A 17,154-nucleotide genomic window follows, 5' to 3' on the forward strand; every position below is an offset into this window, starting at 1 on the left:
CAGGCAGGACTCAGCTGTCGTCCTCACGAATGGACGAAGGATGGCGACACATTGCGTTGACCTCAATCGCCATATACGGATACAGCGGTAGCTGCATAAGGAGGTCGTGTAACTCCTGGACGCTGTCGACATCGAACACGCTGTAGTTGGCATAGAGCCCGGCGATGCGCCACAGGTGACGCCACTTGCCCTGCTCCTGCAGGCGCTGCGCCAGGGCTTTTTCGTCAGCCTTGAGCCGGGCAGCGGCTTGCGGGTTCATGTCGACCGGCAGGTTCACGGTCATTTTTACGTGGAACAGCATGCGGCTCTCCTTAGACTGGATGGATGGCAGTGGACGTTTTGTCGCGACGGAAAAACGCCAGGCGCTCTTCATCGAGGGTCAGGCCCAGGCCCGGGGTATGTGGAACGTGAAGCTCGAAATCGCGGTACACCAGCGGCTCGCTGAGAATGTCTTCGGTCAGCAACAACGGCCCGAACAGCTCGGTGTCCCAGGCCAGCCTGTCAAGGGTGATAAAGGCATGGGCTGAAGCCAGAGTACCGATACCGCCTTCCAGCATGGTGCCACCGTACAGGCTGATACCCGCGGCCTGCGCAATGGCTGCGGTTCGCAGCACGGCCCGGGGGCCGCCGTTTTTGGCGATCTTGAGGGCGAAAATGGAAGCCGCCCCTTCACGTGCCAGATTAAACGCATCCTCCACCGATTCGATGGATTCGTCAGCCATGATCGGCGCCGGGCTCATGGCGTTAAGGCGCACCATACCCGTGCGGTTGTTGCGCGAGATGGGCTGCTCGATCAGGTCGATCCCGTTAGCCCCCAAAATCCGGCACGCGCGCACAGCAACAGACTCGTCCCAGGCCTGATTGACATCGACCCGCACGCTGGCGCGATCACCCAAGGCTTTTTTGATGGCAATCACGTGTGCCAGATCGCGGCTGACTTCACCGGCGCCAATTTTCAGCTTGAAGATGCGATGACGGCGCAGGTCGAGCATTTTTTCTGCTTCGGCGATGTCTTTTGCGGTGTCGCCACTGGCCAGGGTCCACGCCACCGGCAGCGCATCACGGACCCGACCGCCCAGCAGTTCACTGACCGCCAGGCCCAGGCGTTTGCCCTGGGCATCGAGCAGTGCCGTTTCAATACCTGATTTGGCAAAAGTGTTGCCACGAATGCTGCGTTCCAGCCTCAGCATCGCGGCATTGACGTTGCTGCTGTCCTGACCCAGCAGCAGTGGCGCGAAGTGACAGTCGATGTTGGTTTTGATGCTGTCCGGACTTTCGTTGCCGTAGGCCAGGCCACCGATGGTGGTAGATTCGCCAATCCCTTCAATACCGTCGGCGCAACGCACACGAATCAGGACCAGGGTCTGGTTCTGCATCGTGTGCATCGCCAGTTTGTGCGGGCGTATGGTCGGCAAATCGACGATGATCGTCTCGATCGATTCAATGGCTGTTGCAAGCATGTCTATACCCGTCAGGTTCTTGAAATTCTGGTACTGATTCTGGTGCGCCTTTTTTCGCGATACCAATATAGAATTGGTCTAGCTTGATACCTGTAGGGTATGAAAACTGCTTCTGGAGACTCCGATGGAATTGCGTCATTTGCGGTATTTTCAGGTGGTGGCTCAAACGCTTAACTTCACCCGGGCGGCCGAGTTGCTGCACATTGCCCAGCCGCCGCTGAGCCGTCAGATCCAGCAACTGGAGGACGAGCTGGGGGTGTTGCTGCTCGAACGTAGCCGGCCGCTGAAGCTCACGGATGCCGGGCGGTTTTTTTACGAGCACAGCACTGCCCTGCTCGAACAATTGAACAAGGTTTGCGATAACACCCGACGCATCGGCTCAGGCGAAAAAACCTGGCTGGGGATCGGCTTTGCGCCGTCGACCCTGTATGGCGTGCTGCCGGAGCTGATTCGCCGCCTGCGCAGTGGCAAGTCTGTGGAGCTCGAACTCGGGCTTTCGGAAATGACCACGTTGCAGCAGGTACAAGCGCTCAAGGCCGGGCGCATTGACATAGGTTTCGGCCGTATCCACATCGCCGACCCGGCCATCGTCCAGACCGTACTCACCGAAGACCGCTTGGTCGCAGCCCTGCCTGCCGGGCATAGACTGCTGGCAGGCCCCATCAGCCTGCGTGAACTGGCGAAGGAGCCCTTCGTGCTGTACCCGGTGAACCCGCGGCCCAGTTATGCCGACCATGTGATAGCGCTGTTCGACTCCTATGGCGTCAACATCCATGTCGCGCAATGGACCAACGAATTGCAGACAGCCATCGGCCTGGTGGGCGCGGGCATGGGGGTGACCCTGGTACCGGCCTCGGTGCAATTGCTGCACCGCGACGACATCGGGTTTACCCCGCTGCTGGAAGACAACGCGACCTCGCCGATCATCCTCAGCCAAAGGGTTGGCGACGTATCGCCCGGGCTCAACCATTGCTTGCAGGTGATTGATGAACTGCTGCCGCGGACCTGATGCGGCGCACTCCGGGGTATGGAGGGAGGATGCAATTGAGCGCTGCCGGTTACCCTTACCTGTCTGACCAACGCTTCTGAGCATCCTGGCCCGAAGGCACATGCCATTGCAGAGACGCTCAATTACACAGAAGACGCAATAGGATCTTTTGCGCAATAACTTATTACCCCATGAGCCCGGAGAATAAATGTTCTAACAGCTCCACTTGCTTTAAAGAGACAACAAAACCAGACAATTCTTAAAACTTTCCCCCGTACAGCCTAATACTGCGAACGACCGAAAGCAGGACGCCGGTTTTTTAGGATAATTCTCAACGCAATGTGTATTCCCATGCGGCAAGATCAAGAACTACAACATTTAAATATCAAGGAAGAGTCAAGATCCCATGAACACTTGCGCCTTAGAAACCCTGTCCGACACCCTGTTCGGCATTCTGTATGAAACGCTCCTGCTAAATAGAAAACCCTCCACTTATGGCGCGACACTTCTCAAACAGCAAGTGTCGAAAAGTGTGACTGACAATGAGCCTTTACGCTTTCTTCTGCCGGCGTTCCCCTGCAAAAGCATCAGCCCGGAAAAATGCCTCTCCCCCAGACTGGACATGGCGGAATGGATAGCCGTAAAAAAGATAGTCTCGACCATACGCACAATAGAAGCGTTGTATGAGCCCGGGGTGGAGTTTATTATTTTTTCGGACTTTCACACGTTCTCGAAATATATATCGGTAGAGCCGACCCGTTATTATGACTACCGCAAAGACTTGGAGGCGATTGTCCGCGAGTTCAATTGCGAGGGCGCCTTGCACGTCAAGTCTTTATCAGACTATGAAGATTTCGCCACCTACGCCGATGATGAGCAAATCGAGGTGTTGAGAACACGCTACGGCGACGGCGCTTACGAAAACACCCTGGCGAGCATGATCGCCACCGACAGCGATACCCATAAAAAATATACCGCGCTGAAAAAATTCATGCGCGACGACCAGAAGCTGCTGATTGAGGGGCTGAGCAAGACCCAAAGAAACAACAGAGTGGCAGAGATTGCCCGCGGCATGATGATCCAGGGCGTTGCGCTGGATCGTTTCCTTTGCAAGGTCTTCCCCCTTCACATCCGCCTCAGCATTCACCATCACCCTGATGACAGCGCAAAACACACGGTCCAGTTTTTTGACCGGGGAACATTCAAGACCCCCTGGCATAACTGCATGACCTTTGTAGCGAGTACCGGAAAGTACCGGGCCGAGAAACTCAGGCTGGCGGCCCTTAGAGAAGCGGACAGTCACAGTGTTATTGCACCGGTCTATTTTGATAACAGACAGTGGCTACTGCTGGACTTGCCCGTTTCCCGGCCGAACGCAAAAAAAGCGTTAAAACACATCACCTTCTCACTGCGAAAAAGCAATTGCGGTCTGCTCATCGAAAGCGCTGACCAAGGGTTGGATGTCTCTGTATTTGACAACACTGCAATCAGCCACCTGTTGAACGAGTTCGGCATATTGATATTCCGCGGTTTCAGGCCGTTTGCAGACATTGACAGTCTTGAATCCTGGTATTCCCAGCGCGGGGATTTTCTTAAATGGAGTTTTGGGGCCACCCACATTGTGAAAGCAGAGCGCGAGGGTGATTCATATAGTTCATCTGTCACCTCAGAAGAGGCTTTGCCCTTTCACTGGGACATGGTCTCCCCGCCTCCTTACATGGGCATAGATCAATCCACCCACCCGTATCACACGTACACGCCCAAGGAGTTTTTATTGTACTGCAAGTCCAATGAAACCCTGGAAGGCGGGCTAAGCACCTTGATTGACTGCACTATGGCGCCATTGACCCTCCATGGAAAAACCAGAAAGGCACTGCGTGAAACAACCCTGTCTTATCGAACCAGATTTTCATATTTTGGAGGCGTAGAAAGAACTTACCCCCTGCTCATGGAGGCCCCCGGAACAAAGAAAGAAGTTTTGCGCTGGTGGCAGATCTGGGATGAAGAAAATCATCCCGGCAGCGTGCAGTTCAATTATTCCAGAATCTCGCAGTCGTCCACTTACGAAGACATGACCGCCCTGGAACTGGACCTCACTGAGATTGCCACCCAGAGTGCCAATCATTTCACCGTTGAATTCAAGACCGGCGATATCACTTTAATCAACAACCACACCATGCTGCATGGTCGAACGGCCTTTAAAGGTCACCGTGAGCTTTGGCGCATTCAGCTACAACCGGAACACCGGGCCAAGCCCCAATAACTCCAGCGGGCAATACGCCGATAGCGGGCGCCGGAGCGCCCGTGTCGGTCGCCAGGCCTTTTGCGCTCATCACCCGGGCCAGGGGCGCAGATGTTACTCCGGGCAGGCAACGCTTTGTGGGGCGGGTGGCTGGACTTGATGTGAGAAGCGCTTAACATGTCGCGCTCAATACGCCCCTTCAAGGAAGACGCTACTCATGAACAAGGCGCTCTATTCGCTTCGCCTGGCGGCCTCACTCCCGCTCTACGCCGTCGCCATTCTGATATGGATCGAAGTTACGAAAACCATAGTCAAGTCTGCGGTGCTGGTGTTTACCGTGTATTTGACATCCTATCGATTCGGAGAGGTGCTGGGCGTCTGGATATTTTGCGTACTCGCGGCAGTCATTGCCTACGGCGTGTGGTTGCTTGGAAGATACGTGCGCACCTCACACTTCAGAACCAAACCAAAGCCCTCGTCGACCGATCTGCCTTGATCTCGGCACCTGCTGCCCTGCAACAGCGCCCTGACGTTCATTGGTTCAGATGGCGAGATCCGTGGCGCAGAATTTGAGCAGGCGGCCCGATACCACAGAACGACCTGTCGCCAGCCGTGTATGTCAGACCAGCAATTCCCACTGGCAATTGCAGCCTCATTCTGATCCTGGCTCGATCTAATCAGGCCAATGCACAAACGCTGCGATCAGCTGGAGTCCTTCAGAGGGCTGGACCTGAAGGCTCTCATCTACAGGGCTTGCCCCCCACTACCGATTCACTTATTACCGACTCTCTGCGTAAAGAGTTCATATAGATTGCCTGTTTGCCATAACGATTACGTCGACTCTATTGAGTCAGCAGGCCCAGAGCCTCTACCGTCGCTGCTTACCCCAACAGCCGTAGGAAGTTATCGTGGAAAGTTCAACTTTAGGCATGCTTGTGCTGTCAATGATTGCGCTATTCGGCACTGCCGCGTTTTGCTTCGAGCACCTCTCTACCCGCAGCGAAAAGAAAAAGAAAACCAAATAAACGGGTTATCAACATCCGTTGAACCCCTGATTGTTCAAGGGATAACCCAGCAACGGGCTCTCCCTTTTTTCGTGCGCACGGCCTGAATTTTTCTATATACCGTCTTTCTATATAGCGTCTTAATACCGCTTCGCCCGATCAATCCCCGAACTTGATACTCCAGCGATTAACCTCGCCGCGTCCGCCGTGGGGCTCGGCGATATCGATAACTTCCGGGTCGACTTCACCCGCACCACCCCGATATTCAAGAGGGTTGGCAGCCGTTACCGGGCTGTGATTTCAATATTTAAAAAGCCCATGGCAGCAACTTTCCCTGTCGCAATCTATACGTGTTAGTTCTTTGTAAAAAACAATAAAGTTATGTAATACCCCGCACCCTGTCGCAATTCCCCTATATCATTATTTGACCCGTGCTCGGTGGCTACGCCCAGCCGCAGCGACCCCCCCAGGAAAATACACAAATGATAACATTTCCCTTCTTGCACCTCTATATAACCACGCTTAAAATTCCGCCCCCTCGACCGCTCAAGACAAACTAATAAGTGTGACTCAACTGTTGCTTTCATAGCCTCTCACTGCAGACGGCTTGTAAAGCCATACAACCCGTCATTATTAGATTCAGGGACGAAATACTTCGCGACCGGGCCTCACTTCAAATACTTTTTCACTCCACAGATAACCCGGTAAATACCTGTGAACAGCCCACCCAGCATAATTTTCTTGATTCCCTACTTCGGCAAGTGGCCGTTCTGGATGCCTTTCTTTCTTGAAAGCTGCAGGCATAACCCTGACATCCACTGGCTGTTATTCAGCGATTGCGGCAGCCCCGGATACTTACCCCCCAATGTTTGCATCGAGCCAATGAAAAAGAGTGATTACTATCAATTGGTTTCGGATCGACTGAATATTGATTTCAAGCCCTCTTCCCCCTACAAGCTTTGCGATCTGAAGCCGGCCCTGGGCTTCATACACGCCGACCGTATTCAAGGTTTTGACTTCTGGGCCTTCGGTGATATCGACTTGGTTTATGGAAATCTGCGCCAGTACTTTAATGAAGCTCGACTCAAGCGCTACCACCTGCTCTCCACTCACGAAAGACGCGTATCAGGGCATCTGTGTTTGATCCGCAATACTGAGCGTGAGCGGCGTCTGTTTATGCGTATCGACAATTGGCGAGAACGCTTCACCCGCGATGAACACCACGCTCTGGATGAGGGCGCTTTCAGCCGTATATTCCTGTGGCGCAAGAATTTCCCGACGCCTTTGTTCAACCTGCTGGGAAAATTCAACCCCTCGCGCCGGCGCAGTGAATTTACCGAAGCCTTCAGTACCCCTGGAGGCTGCATTAAATGGCATGACGCCAGCAGCAATTTCCCCCAGCGCTGGTTCTGGCGTGACGCAAAGTTGACCAATGATCAAGATGGAGAACGCACTTTTCCCTACTTTCACTTCGTCTGCTGGAAGCGTAATGAGTGGGCCAGCCTCGGCGAAATTGAAACTGCCGATATGCAACGCATGGCGGGTAAATCAGGCTGGGTTATCGATGCCTCTGGATTTCACACCGAGGGTGAACCCTGATAATTAGCGAGACGCTTGAGCCTGACCGAATCAACCAGATTGGTCCCGGGCGGGACACTTCTGAAACCCACGCATTTCAACAAAAAATTGATAATTAAACTTATTGTTGATATTTTTCTCAGCCTTCGATCAATCACTTGCAGGCTCCCATGAAGGTTTCTGAGGCATTAACAACCGAGCGGGCGCTGATTCTTGGCGTGCTTCACAGCACCCTCAAAATACTCAGCAATGCGCTTGGCCTGCATACGGAGATCGTATTACATGACTTGGCCAACCCGGAGCGATCCATCCTTGCCATTGCCAATGGCCATGTCACGGGACGACAGGTGGGCGGGTCAGTCTTGGGCGGCCCACGCCAGGACTTAGGGATCATCGCCGTCAGGCGCGCCATGGAAGATCACTCCAGCTCCGATCCCATCATGGTGGAGAACTATTCGACACTCGCGCCTGACGGCCGTCTGCTGCGCAGTTCCACCGTGGTCTATCGCGACAGCAGCGGGCAACCTTTCGCCAGTCTGTGTATCAATGCCGACTTGAGCGGGGTTGCCGCCGCCCACTCCGTTCTCGCGGGAATTCTGGGACTGGGAAGCGCACCTGAGTCGCGCGCCGATGAGCCCCGAGATATGGAGCAGTTGATGGCGGAAATCATTCAGGTTGCTTGCCCCGGCGGTGTGGCAGGGATGAAAAAACCTCAAAAGGTCGAAGCTGTGCGGCAAATGCAGGATCGCGGGATATTCATCGTCAAAGGCGGGATTGAAAAAGCCGCTGCCGCGCTCGGCGTCACCCGATACACCATCTACAACTACCTGGAGCAGATCCGGGATACAGAAAACCCAAGCGGGCAGGAATGATCAAAATGCAGCTCGATATTTTCCAGGTAGACGCTTTTTCCTCTGAGACTTTCGGTGGCAACCCGGCGGCGGTTTGTCCGCTGCAGGCGTGGTTGCCTGATGCGACGCTGCAACAAATCGCCGCAGAGAACAACCTGTCCGAGACTGCCTATGTTGTGCGCAGCGGTGAAGTGTTCGAGTTGCGCTGGTTTACTCCCACAGTGGAAGTCGACCTGTGTGGCCATGCCACTTTGGCAGCGGCCTGGGTGCTCTTCGAACAGCTGGGTGAAAACCGCGACGTATTGCGCTTTTCCACTCGCAGTGGCGAGTTGCGGGTCCGCCGTGAAGGCGCACGCCTGGCGATGGACTTCCCGGCCAAGCAGCCTGAACTCGTAGCGGTGCCGCCAGGCCTTTTGCAAGCCTTGGGCCTGGAACGGATCGAGGCGCTTTATCGCACAGATGATTACCTAGTAGTGGTCGAGGATGACGCCATCATCGCCGGCCTCAAGCCCGACTTTGCTGCGCTGGCCGCGTTCGACGTGCGCGGTGTCGCGGTTACCGCGCCGAGTTGTCATTTCGACTTTGTTTCGCGCTGGTTCGGCCCTCGGGTGGGGGTAAATGAAGACCCGGTAACCGGCTCGGCTCACACCTCTCTGGCGCCCTATTGGGCCAAGCGCTTAGGCAAGCGCAGCCTGAGTGCAGAGCAAGGTGGAGCGCGCAAGGGGCAACTGCACTGTGAAGTCGCGGACGGCGACCGAGTCATCATCAGCGGCCACGGCGCGCTGTACATGCGCGGCACCATCTTTATCTGAGGCGGGTTCATTCAGACAACGTAAAAGCCCGGCGCAATGGCCGGGCTTGGCATAAACAATGCTGTATAGATTCCCACGCCACTCTTGGAGGGTGATCTCTCCCGGCTTGCACGGATGGCCGCACATCCAACAAACTCACTGCTTTGTGTAAAAACGGGCCTAGATACATGAGGTGAAGGCCAAGTGATCTGGATTGGTGCAACCCTTGAGGTTTGTCTTAATTTTTGTGGATAAGGAAATTCAATGAACCGCAGCAAAATCTTACTTGCCCTCCCCTGCGCTCTTGCCATTTCAATGTTGGGCGGCTGCGCTGCCTCGGTCAAAAGCGGCGGCACTGAAACCTTGGCAATCCAAGAATCAGCCAAGGGAAACCTTATCCTTGACCTCCAAGGGAACACCGCGGTTCAGCAAAATAAGGACTGGCCTCGATTGAGGGATGAATGGACTGACGCCTTGCATTTTGAAGCTACCCAGCCGGTTATTACCTGACTGAAATCCAGCCATTTGGCCCCAATGGAAAAGACGGTGTTGGCATCAAGGTCAATGTGACCAACTTTCGATACCTGACACCAGGTGCACGTTATGGCGCCGGAGTGATGGTCGGTAACGCCTGGATCAACTCAAGCGCAGACTTTACAGATTTGAAGTCTGGTCAGTTGATCGGCTCCCGGACCTACGACACTTCCTCTTCAGCTTGGGAGGGTGTTATGTCGGCTATGACCCAAGAGCAGGTTGAGGCTATTGCCAAGCAAATCATAGGCGACATCAAGAACGCCAAGGTTCAGTGAACTGCCCAGGGAACTCTTGACCTCACCAAGGACTGCCGAGATATCGAAGCAGGGCCAGATCGAAGCGACTGAGCAGCGGGCATGGGAGAATGCACAAGCAAGGAAGCGACAACGTATGACTTCGTAGCCTGGTTAAGCAGCCAACGCTCACTGCGCCCCAAGCGATGTTTGTACATGCGCTGGTAAAGGCAGTGAGCTGAAGTGCTGGAGGAAATGCAGGAAGAAAATCGTGGGCACCTGCAGGGCTCACAGTAAAGCCCAAGGTCACTCGAAAAGTCATTGGAGGGAGAAATGAAAAAGCCACCGAGAAGGTGGCTAAGTCATTGAATAATATGGTCGGGACGGAGTGATTCGAACACTCGACCCCTAGCACCCCATGCTCCCTCGTAAAATCTCTTAAGCCATTGTAAATAAAAGAAAAATACAACATTGCATGATGGCAAAATGTACTGCTATTCGTGCGCAGGCAAACGGCAAACCGTGGCCTGTAGGGTAGGTTTTGCGCAGCTTCGTACAACCCCCAGCTACTGCATGGACGCTCCTGAAGGACATCTCTGGGTGTTAGACTCACGCCTTTGTCTCTACTCCAAGGTGTTATTGCGTGAACATGGAAAATCATTCCCAGACGGCCTCGTTTCTTTGGTCCATTGCCGATCTGCTGCGCGGTGACTTCAAACAATCGCAATACGGTCGCATCATCCTGCCATTCACCCTCTTAAGGCGGATGGAGTGCGTACTCGCTCCGACCAAGGATGAGGTGATCAAACAAACCTTCGCCCAGGAAGGCCGCCCCGACACCGTTCGCGAAATGATTCTGCTGCGCGCCGCCGGCCAGCAGTTTTTCAACGCCTCGCCGCTGACCCTCGGCACGTTGTCCGACACCCAAACTGCAGCCGACCTGATGAGCTATGTGCAGGCGTTCAGTAAGGATGCCCGCGAGATCTTCGAGCATTTCCACTTTGAAGATTTCGTTCAGCAGTTGGAGAACGCCAATTTGCTGTATCAGGTGGTGCAGCGTTTTGCTGTGGCTCCCCTTGAGCCAGAGCGCATCAGTAACTTCGGCATGGGCATCATCTTTGAAGAGCTGATCCGCAAGTTTGCGGAAAGCTCCAACGAAACCGCCGGGGAGCACTTCACCCCGCGCGATATCGTGCACCTCACCACCTCGCTGGTGATCACCGATCAGGACCACAAGCTCGCGCCCAACAGCATCGTCACCATTTATGACCCAACAGCTGGCACCGGCGGCTTTCTCTCTGAGGGTGATGAGTACATCCAGTCCATCAGCGAGAAGGTCAGCGTGTCCCTGCACGGCCAGGAACTCAATCCGGAGTCCTACGCCATCTGCAAGGCGGACATGCTGATCAAGGGCCAGGACGTGGCCAGCATCAAGCTCGGCAACACCCTGTCTAACGACCAACTGGCCGACAAGCGCTTTGACTTTATGCTCAGCAACCCACCATTCGGTGTGGAATGGAAGAAGGTACAAAAGCAGATCACTGACGAGCACAGCCACAAGGGGTTCGACGGTCGCTTCGGTCCCGGCCTGCCGCGTGTGTCCGACGGATCGCTGCTGTTCCTTCTGCACTTGGTTAGCAAGATGCGTGACCCGCGCGACGGTGGCTCGCGCATCGGCATCATCCTCAACGGCTCACCGTTGTTTACCGGGGGTGCGGGTTCGGGTGAGTCGGAGATTCGTCGTTACCTGCTGCAAAACGACTTGGTTGAAGCCATTGTCGCGCTGCCGACGGACATGTTCTACAACACTGGCATTGCCACCTATGTGTGGATACTCAGCAACCACAAAGCCGCCGAGCGCCAAGGCAAGGTGCAATTGATCGACGGTAGCCAACATTTTGCCAAAATGCGCAAATCGCTGGGTAGTAAGCGCCAGTACATCACCGACGATCAGATCGACAAGCTGGTGCGCCTGTACGGCCGCTTCGAGCCAACCGCGCAGAGCAAGATCTTTCCCATCGACGCCTTCGGCTACCGGCGCATCACTGTCGAGCGCCCCCTGCGCCTGAGCTTCCAAACCAGTGCCGAGCGCCTCGAAAAAGTGCTAGTAGAAAAAGCCCTGCAGAAGCTCGACAGCACCGCTCAGCAGCAACTCATGACCGCCCTGCAATTCATGGACCCGGGCGTGCTGCACCGCAACCGTGAGCAGTTTAGTAAGCTGCTGAAAAAAGCCCTTGCCACGCACAGCATCAGCCTCAGCACGCCGGAGCTCAAAGCTCTCCTCAACGCCCTGAGCGAGCGCGACCCCGAGGCGGATATCTGCTCGACCAAGGGCCAACCGGAAGCAGACGCCGGCCTACGCGACTACGAGAATGTGCCGCTGGGCGAGTCGGTGTACGACTACTTCCAGCGCGAAGTCATCCCTCATGTGCCCGATGCCTGGATTGACGAGAGCAAGACGGATGCCCAGGACGGCGAGGTCGGCATCGTCGGTTTTGAGATTCCGTTCAACCGCCACTTCTACGTGTTCCAGCCGCCGCGCCCGCTGGCCGAGATCGACCGCGACCTAAAAGCTTGCACCGACCGCATCAAGCAGATGATCGAGGAGCTGTCGGCATGAGCTTTCCAGAATATCCAGACTACAAGGGCTCTGGGGTGGATTGGCTTGATGAGATTCCAGAGCATTGGAAAGTCATAGCTGCAAAGAGAGGCATTTCCGTACTCACTGACTTCACTGCAAATGGTTCATTCGCCTCGCTTGCAGAGAATGTGGAGTATCAGTCGTCTGGTTATGCTCGCCTAATACGAATGACGGATTTGCGCCAAAATCTCGAAACTGAGGGTGTTTGGGTTGATGAGAACGCTTACAGGTATCTTGAAAAATCTTCGCTGACAGGCGGCGAATTGCTTATGGCTTCGGTTGGCTCTGTCGGTCTGATTTATCTGATGCCGGAAGTTGATTATCCAGCGTCACTTGCGCCAAATATGTACTTGCTAAAAACAAATACTTCTTTGTTGTCCAAGTTTTTTTATTGGTCGCTTTTGAGTGAGGGAGGGCAGAGTCAAATTCTTCAGGTCGCAACAACCACGGCTCAGCCAAAACTCAACAAGGACAACGTCAGATCAATTGTTCTAGCTCTTCCTACAGTCCAAGAGCAAACCAAAATCGTTCGTTTCCTTGACCACGAAACCGCCCGCATAGACGCGCTGATCGTGGAGCAGCAGGGCCTGATTGGACTGCTCAAGGAAAAGCGCCAAGCCGCGATATCCCATGCTGTCACCAACGGCCTTGATACCACGGTGCCTATGAAAGACTCTGGTGTAGAGTGGGTGGGCGAGGTTCCGGCGCATTGGAACGTTGGCACTTTACGCTGGTACGCAACCATTCAAGGTGGTGTGGCTAAGGGTAAGGATTATGAGGGACGCGAGACTGTATTGATGCCGTATTTACGTGTAGCGAATGTGCAAAACGGGTTTGTAGATTTAAGTGAAGTAAAAGAAATTTCCGTACTAGAATCAGAAGTGGAGCGTTACAGCCTTCGCGCTGGTGACGTGCTTATGAACGAGGGCGGCGATAATGACAAGCTGGGCCGTGGAACAGTTTGGCAAGGGCAAATAACACCATGCCTGCATCAAAACCATGTATTTGCTATTCGGCCCAATAATTCGCTTACCGCTGAATGGTTGGCCACCCTTACCCAGTCTGAGCAGGCGCGTTTTTACTTCTTCCTGAACTCGAAGCAAAGCACCAACTTGGCATCGATATCTGCAAGTAATGTTATGAGCCTTGCGTTACCACTTCCCCCTGTTAGCGAGCAGCAGCAGATCCTCTCATATTTGGATCAACATCGTGCCTGGCATGAACAGCTTGTCGAGGTTGCGACGTCTACAGTCGAATTGCTTAAAGAGCGCCGCTCCGCCCTAATCTCCGCCGCCGTCACCGGCAAAATCGACGTACGCAGCTGGCTTCCACCGGCCAGCGCGCCAACCCAAGAATTAGAACGAGAGGCCGTGTAATGGCGGACAGCAAGGAAGCGCAATTCCAGCAGGACATTAGCGACGCGCTGGTCGCCCAGGGCTGGTTGGTGGGCACGGCCAGCGGCTACGACCGGCGCACGGCGCTGTATACCGAAGATGTGTTGGGCTACTTCAAGGACGCCTGGCCGGAGCGTTGGGACAAGTTCGCCAAGGCCAACCCGAATAACCCGGACGATGTGCTGGTGCAAAAGCTGGTGCGCGAGCTGGAGCAGAGCGGCACCCTGGATGTGCTGCGCCATGGCTTTAAGCTGCCGGCGGTGAAGGTGGAGCTGTGCAGCTTCCATCCCGACCACGACATGAACCCGGACACCCTCAAGCGCTACCAGTGCAACCGCCTGCGCGTGGTGCCGGAGGTGTCTTACTCGCCCCATGCGCGTGAGGCTGGCAGCGGTGGGCAGAGCTATAACCCACGGCTGGATCTGGTGCTGTTCGTCAACGGCATCCCCACCGCCACGCTGGAGTTGAAAAGCGAGTTCAAGCAGTCGGTGGAAAACGCCAAGCGCCAATACCGCTACGACCGCCCGGTAAAAGACCCGCTGACGCGCAAGCCCGAGCCGCTGCTGACCTTCAAGCGCGGTGCGCTGGTGCACTTTGCCGTGGGCCAGAACGAGGTGGCGATGACCACCAAGCTGGCGGGTAGAGACACCTTCTTCCTGCCGTTCAACCTCGGCAGCGCGGAGGGCGGCGCGGGTAACCCGCTGCCTGAGGATGACAGCCAGTACGCCACAAGCTACCTGTGGCAACGCCTGCTGCAGCCGGATGCCTGGCTCAAGGTGCTGGGGCGCTTTTTGCACCTGGACAAGAAAACCAGCGAAGGCTTCGACGGCACGCCGGTGACCAAGGAAACGATGATCTTCCCGCGTTACCACCAGTGGGAAGTGGTCAACCAACTTATCAACACCACTCGTGCCGAAGGGCCGGGCAAGCGCTATTTGATCCAGCACAGCGCCGGCTCGGGCAAGTCCAACTCCATCGCCTGGACGGCCCATCAACTGGCCTCGCTGTACGACGAGGCTGGCCAACGCCTGTTCAACTCGGTGATCGTGATTACTGACCGCACCGTGTTGGACAAGCAACTGCAGGACACCATCTACCAGTTCGAGCATGCCCAGGGTGTGGTCAAGCAGATCAATCGTGAAACCAGCAGCCAGAGCAAGTCCGAGCAGCTGGCCGAGGCGCTGGCTGAGCAGACGCGAATTATCATCGTCACCATCCAGACCTTCCCGGCGTTGTTCGATGCCCTGGACAAGTACCCCAAGCTGGCCAGCGGGCGCTATGCGGTGATCGCCGACGAGGCGCATTCCTCGCAAACCGGCTCATCGGCCAGCAAGCTGAAACAGATACTTGGCAGCGATGCCCTGGAAGGGGAAGAAATCAGCGCCGAAGAGCTGCTCGACGCCGCCGTGCAGGCGCGCCAACCGAATGAGCGCATCAGCTATTACGCCTTTACCGCCACGCCCAAGGCCAAGACGCTGGAGCTGTTCGGTCGCCCGGCCGACCCGACGCTGCCGGCCAGTTCCAGCAATAAGCCCGAGGCGTTTCACCTGTACTCCATGCGCCAGGCCATCGAGGAGGGTTTTATCCTCGACGTTCTACGCAACTACACCACCTATAGCACTGCCTGGAAGATCGCCCATCCGGATGGCGAAGACGACGAGGTGGACAGCAAGAAAGCGCGCATCAAACTGGCGCGCTGGGTGCGTTTACACCCTTACAACATCAGCCAGAAAGTCGAGGTGATCGTCGAGCATTTCCGCGCCAATATCCGCGGCCTGCTCAATGGCCAGGCTAAGGCCATGGTAGTGACCAGCAGCCGTCAGGAAGCCGTGCGTTATCAGTTGGCTTTGAAAGCTTATGTGCAGCAGATGGGGTACAGCGATGTGCACCCGCTGGTAGCCTTCTCCGGCAGCGTGTTACCGGATGAGGTGATCCCCGAAGAGGTGACGGAAAACAGCAGCCTGCTCAACGCGGGCCTGAATGGCCGCGATCTGGCGGACGCCTTCGACACCCAAGACTTCAACGTGATGATCGCCGCCAACAAGTACCAGACCGGCTTCGATCAGCCCAAGCTGTGCGCCATGTATGTGGACAAAAAACTGCAAGGCGTGGACTGCGTGCAGACCCTATCGCGATTGAACCGCACCTTTGGTGACAGCAAGGAAACCTTCATCCTCGACTTCTTCAACGAGCCGCAGGATATTCTCGACGCCTTCTTGCCGTACTACACCAAGGCCGAGCTGACCGATGTGACCGACCCGCAGATCATCTATGACCTGCAGAAGAAGCTGGACGCCGAGGGTATCTATCACTGGCAAGAAGTCGAAGCGTTCGCCATGGCTTTCTTCGATCCCAAGGCGGCAGCCAGCAAGCTCAGCTACTACTGCGCGCCGGCCAAGGAGCGCTTTGCCAAGCGTTATGCCTTCTCGCTGGAGTCGCGCCAACAAGCGCTGGATTACAAACGCACCGCCGAAGCCAATGGCGACAGCGCCGGCTTGAAAAAAGCTGAACACGCATTGAAGGAAGCTGGCGAACAAGTTGATCAACTCGACTTGTTCCGTAAGAACCTGCAAAGCTTTGTGCGCCTGTACGAGTTTCTCTCGCAGATCGTGCCTTATGAGGATCGCGAGCTAGAGCAGCTCTGCGTATACGCCAAGCACCTTCACCCGCTACTACGAGTAGATCGTCTGCTACAAGACGATGTGGACGTGGGAGAGCTGCAACTGAGCCACTACCGCCTGAGCAAACGCGCCGAGCATCAGCTACGCCTAAGCGAGGAAGAAGGCGAATACACCCTCAAACCTGGCAATGATGTAGGCAGCGGCAAGCCCCATGATCCAGAGAAGAAGCGTTTGTCCGAAATCATTGAGGCGCTGAATGATATCTTCGGCGCAGAGGTTAGCGATGACGACCAACTGCAGTTTCTCACAGGCATCGCCCAACGCATCAGCCGCCAAGAAGATGTGATGGCCCAAGTGAACAACCATTCAGTTGATCAAGTGATGCACGGCCTGTTTCCCAAGCGAGTCCTCGACACGGTGCTGGACGCCATGACCGACCACGAAAAGCTGTCACTGGAAGTGCTGGATAACGAGACAAAAAGCCGGGCATTTGCCTTGGTAATTTTGAAGATGCTGAAGTCGGCGGCCGCCCTTGATGAACGCGGGTTGCACGATGCCTGAGGACATGTAAAACCCATTTTTCAAAAACAAACCAAAATCTGCTTTTTGCCGATTGAGCCCTTCGCACTACACAGTTTGGGTCAGCTCTGTTGAAAAAGTAGCTCCCTTATCTGGCCTGCGGCAAAATCGCTGCATTGGCCAGCGGGAAATTGGTACCTGCATAACCTAACTGATGTAGTTTCAGCTGGAAATGTCTTCATTCAATGAATACAACTTACGGAAAGAATTTTTTGCGCGCTACTACTGCCATTGGAGG

General features: G+C 55.2%; 11 protein-coding genes and 2 pseudogenes. 11 read left to right on the top strand and 2 right to left on the bottom strand.

Features of this window, described 5'->3' with window-relative positions:
* Nucleotides 1–10: 10 nt before the first annotated feature.
* Nucleotides 11–301, bottom strand: a complete 291-nt coding sequence (gene catC / locus AOC04_RS11370; RefSeq protein WP_060693427.1) for a muconolactone Delta-isomerase — start codon at nucleotides 299–301, stop codon at nucleotides 11–13.
* Nucleotides 302–311: 10 nt separating this feature from the next.
* Nucleotides 312–1,460 carry a muconate cycloisomerase family protein gene (locus AOC04_RS11375; RefSeq protein WP_060693428.1) on the bottom strand — a complete coding sequence of 383 codons (1,149 nt, stop codon included), beginning with the start codon at nucleotides 1,458–1,460 and terminating at the stop codon, nucleotides 312–314.
* Nucleotides 1,461–1,584: 124 nt separating this feature from the next.
* Here AOC04_RS11375 and AOC04_RS11380 point away from each other — a divergent pair, with 124 nt between their 5' ends.
* The 11 genes and pseudogenes from AOC04_RS11380 (at nucleotide 1,585) to AOC04_RS11425 (ending at nucleotide 16,898) form a co-directional block, all read left to right on the top strand.
* The gene (locus tag AOC04_RS11380) at nucleotides 1,585–2,469 is read left to right on the top strand and encodes a LysR family transcriptional regulator (protein WP_060693430.1); all 885 of its coding nucleotides are present in this window, start codon (nucleotides 1,585–1,587) and stop codon (nucleotides 2,467–2,469) included.
* A gap of 385 nt (nucleotides 2,470–2,854) precedes the next feature.
* Nucleotides 2,855–4,711 carry an L-tyrosine/L-tryptophan isonitrile synthase family protein gene (locus AOC04_RS11385; RefSeq protein ID WP_060693432.1) on the top strand — a complete coding sequence of 619 codons (1,857 nt, stop codon included), beginning with the start codon at nucleotides 2,855–2,857 and terminating at the stop codon, nucleotides 4,709–4,711.
* Nucleotides 4,712–4,907: 196 nt separating this feature from the next.
* Nucleotides 4,908–5,186 carry a hypothetical protein gene (locus AOC04_RS11390; protein ID WP_060693434.1) on the top strand — a complete coding sequence of 93 codons (279 nt, stop codon included), beginning with the start codon at nucleotides 4,908–4,910 and terminating at the stop codon, nucleotides 5,184–5,186.
* Between the two features lie 27 nt (nucleotides 5,187–5,213).
* Nucleotides 5,214–5,351: pseudogene (locus AOC04_RS23480) on the top strand (DUF2388 domain-containing protein); the annotation flags it as partial.
* Nucleotides 5,352–6,468: 1,117 nt separating this feature from the next.
* Nucleotides 6,469–7,293: a DUF6625 family protein gene (locus AOC04_RS11395; protein WP_060696933.1), complete on the top strand. Its 825-nt coding sequence runs from the start codon at nucleotides 6,469–6,471 to the stop codon at nucleotides 7,291–7,293.
* Between the two features lie 149 nt (nucleotides 7,294–7,442).
* Nucleotides 7,443–8,144, top strand: a complete 702-nt coding sequence (locus AOC04_RS11400; protein WP_060693436.1) for a helix-turn-helix transcriptional regulator — start codon at nucleotides 7,443–7,445, stop codon at nucleotides 8,142–8,144.
* A 5-nt stretch (nucleotides 8,145–8,149) separates the two neighbouring features.
* The gene (locus AOC04_RS11405) at nucleotides 8,150–8,935 is read left to right on the top strand and encodes a PhzF family phenazine biosynthesis protein (RefSeq protein WP_060696934.1); all 786 of its coding nucleotides are present in this window, start codon (nucleotides 8,150–8,152) and stop codon (nucleotides 8,933–8,935) included.
* 243 nt (nucleotides 8,936–9,178) lie between these two features.
* Nucleotides 9,179–9,723: pseudogene (locus AOC04_RS11410) on the top strand (hypothetical protein).
* 601 nt (nucleotides 9,724–10,324) lie between these two features.
* The gene (locus tag AOC04_RS11415) at nucleotides 10,325–12,301 is read left to right on the top strand and encodes a type I restriction-modification system subunit M (RefSeq protein WP_060693438.1); all 1,977 of its coding nucleotides are present in this window, start codon (nucleotides 10,325–10,327) and stop codon (nucleotides 12,299–12,301) included.
* Nucleotides 12,298–13,698, top strand: coding sequence for a restriction endonuclease subunit S (locus AOC04_RS11420; protein WP_060693440.1), 1,401 nt, complete (start codon nucleotides 12,298–12,300; stop codon nucleotides 13,696–13,698). Before AOC04_RS11415 ends, AOC04_RS11420 begins: the two co-directional genes overlap by 4 nt.
* Nucleotides 13,698–16,898, top strand: coding sequence for a type I restriction endonuclease subunit R (locus tag AOC04_RS11425; RefSeq protein ID WP_060693441.1), 3,201 nt, complete (start codon nucleotides 13,698–13,700; stop codon nucleotides 16,896–16,898). Before AOC04_RS11420 ends, AOC04_RS11425 begins: the two co-directional genes overlap by 1 nt.
* Nucleotides 16,899–17,154: the final 256 nt, after the last annotated feature.

Origin of the sequence: Pseudomonas versuta (genome assembly GCF_001294575.1) — a bacterium.
GTDB lineage: Bacteria > Pseudomonadota > Gammaproteobacteria > Pseudomonadales > Pseudomonadaceae > Aquipseudomonas > Aquipseudomonas versuta.

What these genes read in the sequence shown, in the direction of transcription:
- AOC04_RS11400 (WP_060693436.1), top strand. Translation starts at nt 7,443, where the DNA reads ATGAAGGTTTCTGAGGCATTAACAACCGAGCGGGCGCTGATTCTTGGC.
- AOC04_RS11405 (WP_060696934.1), top strand. Translation starts at nt 8,150, where the DNA reads ATGCAGCTCGATATTTTCCAGGTAGACGCTTTTTCCTCTGAGACTTTC.
- AOC04_RS11375 (WP_060693428.1), bottom strand. Translation starts at nt 1,460, where the DNA reads ATGCTTGCAACAGCCATTGAATCGATCGAGACGATCATCGTCGATTTG.
- AOC04_RS11395 (WP_060696933.1), top strand. Translation starts at nt 6,469, where the DNA reads ATGCCTTTCTTTCTTGAAAGCTGCAGGCATAACCCTGACATCCACTGG.
- catC (WP_060693427.1), bottom strand. Translation starts at nt 301, where the DNA reads ATGCTGTTCCACGTAAAAATGACCGTGAACCTGCCGGTCGACATGAAC.
- AOC04_RS11420 (WP_060693440.1), top strand. Translation starts at nt 12,298, where the DNA reads ATGAGCTTTCCAGAATATCCAGACTACAAGGGCTCTGGGGTGGATTGG.
- AOC04_RS11390 (WP_060693434.1), top strand. Translation starts at nt 4,908, where the DNA reads ATGAACAAGGCGCTCTATTCGCTTCGCCTGGCGGCCTCACTCCCGCTC.
- AOC04_RS11385 (WP_060693432.1), top strand. Translation starts at nt 2,855, where the DNA reads ATGAACACTTGCGCCTTAGAAACCCTGTCCGACACCCTGTTCGGCATT.
- AOC04_RS11425 (WP_060693441.1), top strand. Translation starts at nt 13,698, where the DNA reads ATGGCGGACAGCAAGGAAGCGCAATTCCAGCAGGACATTAGCGACGCG.
- AOC04_RS11380 (WP_060693430.1), top strand. Translation starts at nt 1,585, where the DNA reads ATGGAATTGCGTCATTTGCGGTATTTTCAGGTGGTGGCTCAAACGCTT.